Here is a 13,790-nt window from a genome sequence, read left to right as displayed (position 1 = left end):
AGTGCGCCGCCGCAAAGCGTTGGTGCGGTATCGTCCAAGAATTTCGGATTAGTGTGGCGGACATAGTCCCCATTGACTATGTCCGTGGGGCCCACACTAATCTTTCTGAGACCTCTTCCGCAGGTATCTTAGAGGGGTGCCTGGCCGGAAGTAAGGACTCAACGGTGAATAACGGCACGGTACGAAGATGCTGAAATTCACCCGGGTATAACGTTCTGGGAGAAGGAATCGATATCTAGGAGGCCGAAACCTTCACACGTTACATCCCGATACATCAAGGGTATGCGCAGGGGCGTTCGAAACCTATCTTTTCGGCAAATATTACACTTCAACCAGTGATTAAATGTTTACAATGTAAGTATGTATTTTAAGGTCAATAGATGTCAAATAAGGTACTCTAATGAACTAATATGGTGGGATTTTTGAGATATTCTCCGATATTTTCAAAATAAATTCCCGTACATATTACGTTTATGAACATAGTACTCACACAGATTTTCAGCCCCTTACGATAACGGCTCTCAAAAACCCGGCACTAAAACATCTAGCTAAAAACACTAGGACGCACCCCGCGTCGTATGCACGGCAGAAAGAGTACCCCTACTCCCCCGCCACACGGGATGCGCCCTAGACGTTATAACCATCGAAACTACCGGCAGGACCCCAGCCGAGTGAGACCTTGAAGCCCTACCGAGGACCTGGAATCATCCGCCAGCTTAGAGGCTGGTGAAGTCCAGAACCATACGGCCGGTAATCTTACCTGCCGCCATTTCCTCGAAGACAGCCGGTGCTTCGTCAACCTCACGCAGCTGAACCACCGGAACCACGATGCCGTCAGCACCGAACTGGAACGCCTCCGCCAGATCCTGACGGGTGCCCACCAGGGAGCCCACCACGCGGATGCCATCCAGAATAATCTTCACAATGGACAGCTCCATCATCTCCGAGGGCAGGCCAACAGCAACCACAGAACCGCCCGCACGAACCGACTCGACAGCCTGGTTGAACGCGACCTTCGACACTGCGGTCACCACAGCAGCGTGAGCGCCACCGCCGGTCAGCTCACGAATACGAGCCGGAACATCCTCAACCTTACGGCCGTTGATGACGTGGTCAGCGCCGGTCTCACGAGCCAGAGCCAACTTGTCATCGTTGATGTCAACAGCGATAACCTTAGCGCCGAAAACCTTCTTAGCGTACTGAACAGCCAGGTTACCCAGACCGCCAGCACCGTAAGCAACCAGCCACTCGCCGGGGCGAACCAGCGACTCCTTAATCGCCTTGTAGGTGGTCACACCGGCGCAGGTAATCGAGCTTGCCTGCGCCGGGTCAAGACCCTCGGGAACCTTCACAGCGTAATCAGCGGTCACCAGGGTGTACTCGCTCATGCCGCCATCAACCGAGTAGCCTGCATTCTTCACCGAACGACACAGGGTCTCACGGCCCGAGGTGCAGTACTCACAGTGACCGCAGCCCTCGAAGAACCAAGCCACCGACACGCGGTCGCCTTCCTTCAGGGACTCAACACCCTCGCCTACCTTGACAACACGACCGATACCCTCGTGGCCCAGAATACGACCCGGAACCTCACCGAAATCGCCGGAAGCCACATGCAGGTCAGTGTGGCACACACCCGAGTACTCAATTTTCACAAGCGCCTGGCCGTGACCGACAGCCGGAACGGGAACCTCACGGACAACAACCGAACCGTCAACCTTCTCAGGGACGACAACAGCCTTCATGGTTTCCTTGCACATGACCTAAACTCCTTAGTCATTGGTGGCCGCGCTCAAGCCGCAATTTGCGCTGTACAACCTAACGGGGTGGGCGCGCGTATTCTTTACATTTCCACCGTAAAATGATGAGCCGCCAATCTAAAGGTTTACCCCCGAATATGACAGAGGGGTTACTTAGTGGTCGGCACGCGAGCGAGGATAAGCTTTCGATAAGGTCTATTCCTACCAATGCACTAAACCGCCAAAGGTTTATATGACGCTATGACGAAGTGACACAGAAGATGAGAATGCTTCCTAAACCAGAGGCCTGGGAAGCATTTAGAAAAAAATTTAAATATTAAGTTTGAGGCGCATACCACCCTAAAGAAAGGGTTCAATCTGCACCTATACAATCCCTACAGGCTCATAGCCGCTCATAGCCACCGTCTAGAAGCAGAATACAACCCTAATAGCCTGCACCGCCGCGCTCACCCGGACCATTCGGAGCGTTCAACGCCTAGCCCAGATCCATGAACCTACTACCGCTGCCAGCGCCACCGTCAGCCAGCTGCACCGGCAGTCGCAGTACTCACTAGCTTCTGGGTGCAAGTGCTCGAAAAATCAATCACCGAACCATCAGCAGTCGGCGGCGTGACAGGGCAGATGAAGCATCGGCAAGTACAGCAAACCCGCCGTGCGGAGTGCACCTCCACACGGCGGGTTCAATCAAGATGAAATTTAGACGAAAGCTAGAAGACGAAAGCTAGGAGCCCTTCCTCGAAGACTCAGAAGAGTCAGAATCCTCGGCGGACTCTACCCTCTCGGATGCCTTCTTCTCAGCGTCCTCTGCAGACTCATCTGCGGCAGGCTTCAGAACGAACTCCGCAGGAGCTGGCTCAATACCCGCAGCAGCCTTCGCCGCCGCACGACGACCAGCCACCACAAAACCAGTAGCACCCAGCAGAACCAGCAGCAGAGCAGTCCACACGTGAATACGAACACCCCAGAGCATCTCCGAGGTATCAATACGCAGGAACATCTCAATGAAGAGGCGCCCTATACCGTAGTAGAGCACGTACAGCCACAGGGTCTGCCCCAGCTTCAGCACGCCCTTACGGCCCAGCCACAGCAACAAAGCCACACCCAGCAGGTTCCACAACGACTCGTACAGAAATGTCGGATGGAACAGCGTACCCGCCGGATACTGGGGCGGGAAATTACTGCTCGACGCGCTAATCTCCAAGCCCCACGGCAGAGTCGTCGGCTTGCCGAACAGTTCCTGGTTGAACCAGTTACCCCAGCGGCCAAACGCCTGAGCCAGCAGTATACCCGGCGCTACCGCATCCGCAAAAGCCGGGAAATTAATCCCGTAGCGGCGGCAACCATACCAAGCACCCAATGCGCCAACCGACACGGCACCCATGATGCCGATGCCGCCCTCCCAAATCTTCAGGAAAGCCCACGGATCAGCAACATTCGGACCGAAATAGCTACCCGGGTCAGTAATCAGCACGTGGTAGGCGCGAGCACCAATAATGCCCGCTGGAATAGCCCACATCGCCACGTCAAAAACGCGTTCAGGGGTGCCACCCGCCGCCTTCCAACGGCGAGCGCCCAGCCACAAGCACACCGCCATACCCGCAAGAATACACAGGGCATAGAAATGCACACGGAACGGGCCCAGCTGCAGGTACGAAACGCTCGGGGAGGGAATCGAAGCCAGCACGTTAGCTACCGGCACGCTCGCCAGAGAGAGTACATCAGACATTAGCCTTCACACCCCGCCAGCTCACGGGTCAGCTTAGCCACCGCATCAACACCGCCAGAAGCCAAAGCCTTCACCAGTGCGGTACCGACAATCACGCCGTCCGCATACGCACCAATCTCCTCAACGTGAGCGCGAGTCGAAACGCCCAGGCCCACGCACGCACGAGGCGCACCGGCAGCCTTAATGTCCGCAACCAGGGTACGAGCCGCCTCCGACACGGAGGTACGGGCACCAGTCACACCCATCACCGACACGGCGTATACGAAGCCGCTCGACGCCTTCGCAATAGTCGCCAGACGCTCCGGCGAAGAAGAAAGAGCCGCCAAGAATATACGATCCAGACCGTACTCCTCAGAAGCCTCAAACCACGCCGACGCCTCATCAGGCACCAAATCCGGGGTAATCATACCCGCGCCACCGGCGGCTACCAAATCACGCGCAAAATTCTTCACACCGTACGCCAGAACCGGGTTCCAGTAAGTCATCACTACAACCACCGCGTCGGTCGCCTCGGTAATACGGCGGACCGCCTCAAACAGATGAGGAAGCTTGAAACCGTTCTCCAGCGCCACGCCAGTCGCCTTCTGAATCACCGGGCCATCCATGACCGGATCAGAATAAGGCACGCCCAGCTCAATAATGTCCGCGCCGTTATTGCCCAAAGCGATCGCCGCGTCAATCGACTCATCCAGGGTCGGAAAGCCCACCGGCAGGTAGCCAATCAGCGCCGCGCGGCCCTGCTTCTCACACTCAGTCAGACGAGCTGCCAGCGGCGAATCGGGGTTAGAAGTCGGGAACGTACCGTCCAACACCTCAAAGGGGGCAGCATGCGAAATAGCGTCCTGGTAGCTCATTACTTAGCCTCACTTTCAGCCTGTGCGTTCTGTGCAGTGGATGCGGCAGCTTCCTTATTACCGGTCATCAGGGTTGAAGAGGGAATAGCCTTACCCAGGCCGAACCACTTCAGGGCGGTCTCCATGTCCTTATCGCCACGACCAGACAGGCAGACAATCATCGTCTTCTCGCGTGCGGCTTCCGGGTCCTCCGCAACCCAACGCTGGCACACGCGCAGCGCGCCCGCCAGAGCGTGCGAGGATTCAATCGCCGGGATAATACCCTCAGTACGGCACAGCAGGCTCAGGGCATCCATCGCCTCGGTGTCAGTCACCGGCTCGTAGGTCACGCGACCAATATCAGACAGGTAAGAGTGTTCCGGACCCACACCAGGGTAATCCAAACCAGCCGAAATCGAGTGGGACTCAATAGTCTGACCGTCTTCATCCTGCATCAGGTAGGTCATCGCGCCGTGCAGCATGCCCGGGCGTCCCAGAGTAATAGTCGCCGCGTGACGGCCCGTCTCCACGCCGTCGCCACCAGCCTCAAAACCGTAAATCTCAACCGACGAATCGTCCAAGAACGCGTGGAACAGGCCAATCGCGTTCGAACCGCCACCCACGCAGGCAGCAATACCATCGGGCAGGCGGCCGGTCTCAACCAGAATCTGCTCGCGCGCCTCCTCACCGATAGCGTCGTGGAAGAAACGCACCATCGCCGGGAACGGGTGCGCACCAGCAGCAGTACCCAGCAGATAGTGGGTGTTCTCAACGTTCGAAACCCAATCGCGCAGCGCCTCATTAATGGCATCCTTGAGAGTGCGGGAACCGTTCTGAACCGCAATCACCTTCGCACCCAGTAGCTGCATACGGGCCACATTCAGCGACTGACGCTCAGTGTCTTCCTCACCCATGTAGACCACGCACTCCATGCCGAAGAGCGCAGCCGCAGTAGCAGTCGCAACACCGTGCTGACCCGCGCCAGTCTCCGCAATCAGACGGGTCTTACCCATACGCTTAGCCAGCAGAGCCTGACCCAGCACGTTATTAATCTTATGGCTACCGGTGTGGTTCAGGTCCTCACGCTTGAGGAACACACGCGCACCAGCATGCTCAGAGAACTTCGGAACCTCCGTCAGCAGCGACGGACGGTTCGAATACTCAGCAGAAAGACGCTGGAACTCAGCAATAAACTCGGGGTCGTTCTTCGCCTCGTTAAAGGTCGCCTCCAGCTCATCCATGGCGGCAATCAGCGACTCGGGCATCCACCGCCCGCCGTACTCACCAAAATAGGGGCCGGGGGCATTCTTCAACGACTTACCGTTGAGGAAAGCATCTGCCAGGTTTTCGCTCATCACTATTCCTTCCCTGGATGGTTACCGCCAGATGCGCGCCGCGGGTAGGGCGGGGCATCAGGCCTAATCACAGCGAAACACCACGCAGCCGCGGGTAGGGCGGGGCGACGTTCGCATATATCCCCCTATAGTACCCGGGCGCAGGCGGTGAACAGTACCCTGGGGTGCACATGACCACCCCTAGGACATGTGACATTCTCCGGGGTGGGTGCGCTCAAGGGTATGTGAGGCTCACCTGGGAAGATTTCAACGCTACGCAAACGAGGGTAGGCAGAGGTGTGCGGCAAGAGCGCACAGGTTAAGGGGTGCATAGTTTGAGGGGCGCGTCGAGCTACAGCAGCTCGCGCAGCTCCTCCATCTGCTGAGAAAGCACCGTCGATACGCCACCGCGCATCGATACCCCGTACAGGGTCTCCGCAATCTGCATCGTGCGCTTCTGATGCGTAATCACAATCAGCTGCGAACGCTCCCCCAACTCCCCAACCACCTGCAGCAGGCGCGACAGGTTGCGGTCATCCAGCGCCGCCTCAACCTCATCGAGGGCGTAGAACGGCGAAGGGCGAGACATATAAATCGCAATCAACAGCGCCAGCGAAGCGAGCGAACGCTCACCGCCAGACAGTAGCGACAGGCGCTTAACCTTTTTACCCGCCGGGCGCGCGTGAATCTCCACACCCGAATTCAACGGATCGGACGGATCGTCCAGCTCCAGGTGGCCCTCGCCTCCCGGGAATAGGGTCTCAAAGATACGGCGGTAGTGGGTATTAATGTCCTCCATCGCGGCGGTGAACACATCCGCAATGTGGCTGCTGACCTCATCCATGACCGTGTTCAGGTCACGGCGGGTAGCCTTCAAATCCTCAATCTGCTGGTTCAGGTAGGCGTGGCGTTCAGACAGCGCCTCATACTCCTCCAGCGCCAGCGGGTTAATGGCACCCAGCGCCTCCAATTCGGCGCGGGTTGCCTTGAGGCGAGCGCGGACGCTCTCGGTGGAGGCTTCGGTAGTCTCTGATGCCGTTTCAGCGGCAGTATTTTCGGAATCCGCGTTTTTGGACATCTCCTGAACGGGCGCGTCAACCGGCAGCTGCTCGGAGTACTCCTCCTCCAGCTGCTCCAGGGTCAAACCGGTCACCAGGCGGGCACGCTCAGCCAGAGCCTGCACACGCTCCTGCACGCGCGCCGCCTCCGTCTGGGTGCGCGCCAGCAGGGTCAGCGCCGCCGCGTGTGCCCCTTGCAAATCCTGCACCTCGTCATTGGTGCTGGTCAAGCCCTCCTGGGCGTTCTTCAAGTCGGTGCTCAACTCGTGCAGCTGCTGCTCACGCTCGCTCACCTGCTCGGCAAGCACCTCACTCAGACGCTGGGCGCGGCACTCAATTGTCGCCGCGGGAGCCTGCTCCCCCGCGCCCGCCAGGTAGGAATCCTCGCGGGTGCGCACCGACTCATAGGCGGTACGCGCCTGCGCCACGGATTCCTCTGCGGCGGTAAGGCGCTCGTTCAGGCGGGCGCGCTCGTTCTGAATGTTCTGCGCGGATGCTTCCAGGGACTCTGCCTGGGCGCGGGCACGCGCATGCTCAGCACTCGCCACGCCCGCTGCCTTCGCAGCCTCGCGTTCTACTTCAACCGCTGCCTCTGCCGCGGCCTGAGCCTTCTGAACGGTCTGCTCGGTTTCATCCAGTTCGGCGCGGGTGTGGGTCACGACCTGGGATGCAGCGCGGTATGCGGCGGCAAGTTCCAGGGGGCTGGCGCCCTCAGCCGGGTAGAGCAGGCTGTAGCGGGTGTGCTCGGTGCCTGCGGGGTCAAAAATACGCCAGATAGTGCGCTGACCTGCGCTCTCTGCGAGCAGATGCAGGGCGTACTCTGCGGAGGCGGCATCCGGCGCAAACAGCACGCCCACCAGGCGCTCGCCCAGCGCCGCGGTGATGCGAGTGAGGGTATGCTTGTCGATGCCTGCGAGCGCGGCGGCGTCTTCACTGAGCGGCTTAATCATCTCGGTTGCGGGGCGGATACCCAGCTCACGCAGCTCAGCGGCGCAGGATTCGGGCAGTTCTGTTGAAAGTTCCTTCGCGGCAGATTCGCCGCTTTCTTCACCCTCATTACCGCGCAGCTGCGATACCTCGGCGCCCTCAACCGGCACGCTCAACGCCGCGGTTGCCAGCGAGGTCAGTGCCGCAGATGCCGCGCGCGCATACTCGGGGTTAATCTGCACGGCATCCAGCACACGCAGCAGGCTCGCGCCCTCGCTCGCAGAATCCATGAGCTCACCAGTCTCAGGGTCGAACAACGCCTCGGCAGATTCAGTGCCCAGCTCGGCGGGTACTTCCCCCAGGCTCTGACCCAGCGCCTCACGCAGAGTTGCTGCACGCTCAGCCGCCGCCGCGTAGGCGCGGGTCGCCTCCACCGCAGCGGCGCGGGCGGTATCGAGCTGAGCCTGCGCGCGGGAACGAGACTGCGCTGCCTCACCCGAGACACGCTCAGTCTGCGCCACCTCAGATGCCGCCTTCTCAACGGTCTTCAGTGCCGCATCGTAGCGCTCTTCAAAGCTAGAGTAGATTTCAACTGCGCGTTCTGCCTCTTCGCGGCGTTCCTCCAGCAGTTCCAGGGTACGTTCGTATCCGGCGCGGGCGGCGGCGGTTGCCTCGGTCAGCTCCACGCGGTAGGTGCGCACACGTTCGGCGGCGATGGACTGCACGGTGCGCACGCGCGCGGCGGACTCGCGCAGGGTCGACACGGCCTTCTGGCAAGCGGTGACCTCAGCGTTCAGACGGTTCTGCTCCTGCTGATGCTTCGCGGATGCGGCACGCGCCGCCTCCAGCTGTTCTTTCAGGGTTTCGGTGCGACGGGTACCTTCAGACTCGGAGGCGAGAGCCTGCGCTTGCTCAGCCTGCAGAACACCCAGCTGACGCGCCAAAAGTACCGCCTCCAGCTGGCGGATGCGCGCCTGCAGCTGACGCGCGGTCGCGGCGGATTCCGCTTGCTCGCTCAGCGGCTGCAGCTGCGAATCCAGCTCGGCCACCAGGTCGCTCAGGCGGGTAACGTTCGATGCTACAGACTCCAGCTTGCGGCTGGTCTTCTCCTGGCGGCGGCGGTACTTGACCACACCTGCCGCCTGCTCAATCATGTCGCGGCGCTGCTGGGCGGTAGCGTGCAGAACCGCATCCAGCTGCCCCTGCCCGACGAGCACGTGCATCTGCTGACCCAGACCCGCCTCCGAGAGCAGGTCCTGAATATCGGCAAGACGCGCCGGGGAACCGTTAATCTCGTACTCGCTGCCACCTGAGCGGAACATGGTGCGCGAAATCTGCACCCGGTCAGCGGGAATGCTGAGGGTGCCGTCGGAATTATCGAAAGTCAGGGTGACTTTGGCCCGACCCAGGGGCGCACGCTGGGCCCCGTCGCCCGAACCAGCCTCGCCGGAGCCCGCGAAAATGACGTCCTTCATGCTGCCACCACGTAGGCTCTTAGCGCCCTGCTCTCCCATCACCCAGGCGAGCGCATCCAACACATTGGACTTACCGGAGCCGTTGGGTCCGACCACCGCGTTAATGCCGGAGGTGAACTCAAAAGTGGTGGCGGAGGCGAAAGACTTGAACCCGCGCAGGGTCAGCGACATCAGGTGCACAAGGGGCCTTTCTGCAAAAGAACTGGTGTGTGCCAGGCACGTTTTGTGGTGCGTGGCGGCATCCCTCTAGTGTACGCGGTGCGGGAGGCGGGCGGCGTTAGCGTGCACCGGGTGAAAGCGTGCACCGGGTGATGGGGAGTCAAAGTTCGTCATTGTGCATCATCTTACGCGCGGGGTGAACGGGGGCGTCCATATTGGGTCTACGGATACGGGTCCGCTCGACCGGTGCGGTATGTTGGAATGAGCATCGCGAATTCTGCGGGAACGCAGTGCGTATCCCCGCCGTCTTTGTATACCACTGACATCTATTTTCAAGGGCCACACCATTGTTGAAAGCACCCGCCGAGAAGGTCGGCACGAACTCTGACATTCGTCACGCTAATGCAGCTCTGCTGTCCATTACTCATGAGCTGCCTCCGGAGGTCGTCACAAGCGACTACTTCGATGAGCAGCTGGCCCAAACCTATCAGCGTCTGCGCATGCCGAAGGGCCTGCTGGAACGTCTTGCAGGTATTAGCACTCGCCGCGGCTGGACCGAGGGCCAGACCTTCGAGGACGGCGTGGTTGCCGCAGCCGAGAAGGCTATTGCGGAGGCGGGTATTGACCGTTCCCAGATTGGCCTGCTGATTAACGCTTCGGTGACTCGCGATAACTTTGAGCCCGCCGTTTCGGTGGGTGTGCATGACCGCATGGAGCTGCCGCGTCACGCCCTGAACTTCGATATTACGAACGCCTGCCTGGGCTTTGTGAACGCGATGACTGTTGCCTCCACCATGATTGATGCGGGTGCTATCGACTACGCCCTGATTGTCGCTGGCGAGGATCCCTCCCCGTGGCACCGTACCGCGGTGCGCATTCTGAACAACCCTGATTCGACCCGCGAGGATGTGCTGGCACAGTTCGCGACCCTGACCCTCGGTTCGGGCGCGGCGGCGGCTGTGATCGGTCGCGCTGACCGCCACCCGGAGGGTCACCGCATTGTCGGTTCGGTATCCCGTGCGGGCACTGAGCACCGTAACCTGTGCATCGGTGGCGAGGCGGATCAGGGCATGAACACTGATGCTGAGGGCCTGCTCAAGCACGGTCTGGAGCTGGTGGCGCAGGCCTGGGAGCAAGCGCATCAGGACGGCTGGGAGTGGAACGACATGACCTCCTACGTGACCCACCAGATTTCTAACGCCCACACGAACGCGATTATTGAGGCGGTCGGTATTGAGCGTGAGCGCATCCCCATGACCTTCCCGAAGTGGGGCAATGTGGCTGCGGCAGCTCTGCCGATGACTCTTGCGGAGTGCGCCCCGACCTACAAGGGGGGCGACCGTATTTTGTGCATGGGTGTGGGTTCTGGTCTGAACACTGCCCTACTTGAAATTCAGTGGTAGCCCGTTAGTCGGCAACCTTTAGCCGGCAGCCCCTTAACCTTTGTGCGGTAGACATTTACCGATTCGATCCGGAAGGATTCCCCCAGCATGCGCCATTTGAACTTCCCTAAGGCTCAGCCTCCCTACAACCCGGAGGAATGGGCGGGCGTGAACCCGCGCTACTCCCACCTTCTGGAGGTGCCCACCACCGCTCCCATTGAGCAGCGGGCGCAGCAGGCTGGTGCGCGCCGCTGGCACTACCTAGATAACCTTCCGGTGCTGGTCGAGCAGGGTTTGGAGCCGATTGGCACAATCCTCTGTGTGCACGGGAACCCTACCTGGTCGTACCTGTGGCGTACCGTGCTGGATGCGGGTGTGAATGAGCGCGCTCCGTGGCGTGTGGTTGCGGTTGATCAGATTGATATGGGTTATTCGGAGCGAACCCACCTGGATTTGGAGGGTGAGCGCCGTACCCTGACCGACCGTATCACTGATCTGGGTGACTTTACGAAGGCGCTGGGTCTGGATGAGACCAACAAGCCGGTCGTGATTCTCGCCCATGATTGGGGTGGGCTGGTGTCCTTTGGTTGGGCGCTGGAGCATCGTGAGATTCTTTCGGGCGTGATGCTGACGAACACCGCGGTCTACCATGACGGCATTGAGAATATCCCTGCCGCCCTACGTCTGGCGTTGGGTGTGCACGAGTGGGGTACTCACGATTCGACCGCGTTTATTGATGTGACTTTGGGCTTGGCTCAGAATGAGGGCCGCCTGCCTGTGCCGGGTTCTGCCGGTGCCGGGGCGCTTGATGGTGCTCTACCGCAGCCGGTAGGTAAGCAGCCTAAGCGCCTGTACCCGAGCCCTCTGAACGAGGCGATATACCGTACATACCGTGCGCCGTACGCTCATTCGGCGTGGCGTGAGGGTGTGCGTAATTTTGTGGGTGATATTCCGACCGGTACTGATATCCCCTCCTATGCTCCGATGCAGCATATTGCCGAGCAGATCCGTGAGCTGGATGTGCCCGCGTTCTTCCAGTGGGGGACGAAGGACCCGGTGTTCCAGCGCCGCTACCTGTTCGATCTGATGGAGCGCATGCCGCAGGCGAAGGTGCACCGTTACGAGAAGGCGTCGCACCTGGTCATTGAGGATTACGATATTGCCACCCCCATGATTTCGTGGCTTGCGCAAACCTTTGGCACGCTGGAGGATGGCGTGTTGGTTCCGGCGCGTAATGCGGAGGCGGAGCATCGTGCCGCACGCGCACGCCGCCACGGCCTTACGACCGGCGAGGGCGCTGCCGCTGAGGAATCTGAGGGTACTATTCCCGCGGCGTTCCGCCCCATGCTCGCCGCTCTCACCGAACGCGCCGACGATGCCTCCATCGCCGTGGTGGATATGGACCCCAAGGGTGACGGCACCTCCGTGTCTGTGACCCTGACCTGGACTGAACTGAACCAGCAGGTCAACGCCACCGCTACCCGCCTGCACGCCCTAGGTGTGCGTCCGGGCGACCGCGTGAACCTGATGGTGCCTCCGGGTGCCCGCCTGACCACTCTGATTTACGCTTGCATGAAGCTGGGCGCTGTCATTGTGGTGGCTGATACCGGTCTGGGTCTGCCGGGTCTGACTCGCGCGTTGAAGGGTGCTAACCCGAGCTTCCTGGTGGGTATTCCCGCTGCGCTCAGTGCTGCACGTACGCTGCTATGGCCGGGTGTGCGTATTTCTGTGGATCCGCTGGGTCCGGTGCAGGAGAAGCTACTAGGCGTTGCCGGTTCGGTATTTACCGCGCCCGCCGCTGACGGTACTCCGGGTGCGCCAGTGCCCACCCCGACCGTGGTGGAGTTCCCCTCCCCCGTGCCGGATGCTGATGCAGCGGTGCTGTACACCTCCGGTTCGACCGGCCCGGCTAAGGGCGTGGTGTACACGCAGCGTCAGCTGGCGGGTATGCGTGATGCCATTGCGAATACGTACGGTTTTGCGCCCGGTAGCGGTCTGGTGGCTGGCTTCGCGCCTTTTGCTCTGTTGGGCCCGGCGCTGGGTGCTACCAGCGTGACTCCTACGATGGATGTGACCCGCCCGAAGACTCTGACGGCTTCTGCACTGGCGTCGGCTGCGGCGGCTATTGATGCGACGGTCGTGTTCGCTTCCCCTGCCGCTCTGGTGAATGTTGTGGCAACCGCCGATGAGCTGAACGGGGAGCAGCGTGCGGCATTGGCTAAGGTTCAGACCGTGCTGAGCGCTGGCGCACCAATTCCCGTGCCGCTGCTGGAGGCGCTCTCCGCCCTGGTGCCGAACGCTTCCCTGCACACTCCGTACGGCATGACCGAGGGCCTGCCGGTGACCGATGTGTCTTTCGAGATGATTCGCCAGGCGATTGCTGAGGGCACCCCGAATGCTGCCGGTGAGGTGCTTGACCCGTTCGCCCGTGACGGCGTATGCGTTGGGTTTGCGGTGTACGGTGCGGCGGTCGCTATTGCGCCGCTGCTGCAGGACGGTTCGGTGGCGGATGAGCTGACCCATGAGCCGGGTGTGACCGGTGAGATTCTGGTGTCGGCACCGCATGTGAAGGACCGCTACGACACCCTGTGGGTGACTGAGGAGCAGTCCATTAGCACTCCGGGTTGGCATCATACCGGTGACGTTGGACACCTGGACGCTTCGGGTCGCCTGTGGGTTGAAGGCCGTCTCGCGCACGTACTGCTGACTTCGCAGGGTGTACTGACCCCGGTTGCGGCTGAGCAGTCCGCCGAGTCCCTGCCGGAGGTGCGCCGCGCCGCCCTGGTTGCAGTGGGCCCTGCCGGTACTGCCGCCCCGGTGCTGGTCATTGAGGCTTCGGCAAATACTGCCGCTTTGGAGGCACGCCAGTCGGCATCGGGTCTCAAGCGTGCCCTGCTCAATCGCGTGCCTGGCACCAACCGCTTCCCCATTGCAGAGGGTGTGGCTCCCTTCGAGCTGTCGCAGCTGGTGCGTCAGAAGGTTGCCGAGGATACCGGTGTGGAGCTTGCCGCGGTGCTGGTGGTGCACGAGCATCCGACCGATATTCGCCATAATTCAAAGATTAACCGCCCCGCCCTGGGTGAGCGGGCGTCGAAGGTTCTTGCGGGGGCGTAAGCGCCTGCCGGATCCCCCTAAGTCT

The 13,790-nt window shown here is 60.6% G+C and carries 7 protein-coding genes; 2 read left to right on the top strand and 5 right to left on the bottom strand.

Translation table 11 applies throughout. The features are described from left to right. Positions 1 to 716: 716 nt before the first annotated feature. The 5 genes from adhP to QFX07_RS03580 form a co-directional block, all read right to left on the bottom strand. A complete protein-coding gene (gene adhP / locus QFX07_RS03600; RefSeq protein WP_279740182.1) occupies positions 717 to 1,757 on the bottom strand; it encodes an alcohol dehydrogenase AdhP in 1,041 nt (346 codons plus the stop codon). Positions 1,758 to 2,478: 721 nt separating this feature from the next. Then, positions 2,479 to 3,483, bottom strand: coding sequence for a prolipoprotein diacylglyceryl transferase (gene lgt / locus QFX07_RS03595; RefSeq protein WP_279740184.1), 1,005 nt, complete (start codon positions 3,481 to 3,483; stop codon positions 2,479 to 2,481). Further along, the gene (gene trpA, locus QFX07_RS03590) at positions 3,483 to 4,337 is read right to left on the bottom strand and encodes a tryptophan synthase subunit alpha (protein WP_279754152.1); all 855 of its coding nucleotides are present in this window, start codon (positions 4,335 to 4,337) and stop codon (positions 3,483 to 3,485) included. The genes lgt and trpA overlap by 1 nt, the downstream gene beginning before the upstream one ends. Continuing rightward, positions 4,337 to 5,671, bottom strand: a complete 1,335-nt coding sequence (gene trpB / locus QFX07_RS03585) for a tryptophan synthase subunit beta (protein ID WP_279754153.1) — start codon at positions 5,669 to 5,671, stop codon at positions 4,337 to 4,339. The genes trpA and trpB overlap by 1 nt, the downstream gene beginning before the upstream one ends. Before the next feature lie 331 nt (positions 5,672 to 6,002). After that, positions 6,003 to 9,281: a chromosome segregation SMC family protein gene (locus QFX07_RS03580; RefSeq protein WP_279754232.1), complete on the bottom strand. Its 3,279-nt coding sequence runs from the start codon at positions 9,279 to 9,281 to the stop codon at positions 6,003 to 6,005. A 335-nt stretch (positions 9,282 to 9,616) separates the two neighbouring features. Here QFX07_RS03580 and QFX07_RS03575 point away from each other — a divergent pair, with 335 nt between their 5' ends. Both QFX07_RS03575 and QFX07_RS03570 read left to right on the top strand, forming a co-directional pair. Continuing rightward, positions 9,617 to 10,672, top strand: coding sequence for a 3-oxoacyl-ACP synthase III (locus QFX07_RS03575; protein ID WP_279754154.1), 1,056 nt, complete (start codon positions 9,617 to 9,619; stop codon positions 10,670 to 10,672). 87 nt (positions 10,673 to 10,759) lie between these two features. Continuing rightward, positions 10,760 to 13,765, top strand: a complete 3,006-nt coding sequence (locus tag QFX07_RS03570; protein ID WP_279754155.1) for an alpha/beta fold hydrolase — start codon at positions 10,760 to 10,762, stop codon at positions 13,763 to 13,765. The last annotated feature ends 25 nt before the right edge of the window (positions 13,766 to 13,790 follow it).

Source organism: Rothia similimucilaginosa, assembly GCF_029850985.2.
Classification (GTDB): domain Bacteria; phylum Actinomycetota; class Actinomycetes; order Actinomycetales; family Micrococcaceae; genus Rothia.
The sequence above is the reverse complement of the archived record's forward strand: the minus strand, read 5'-3'. Positions and strand labels throughout refer to the sequence as shown.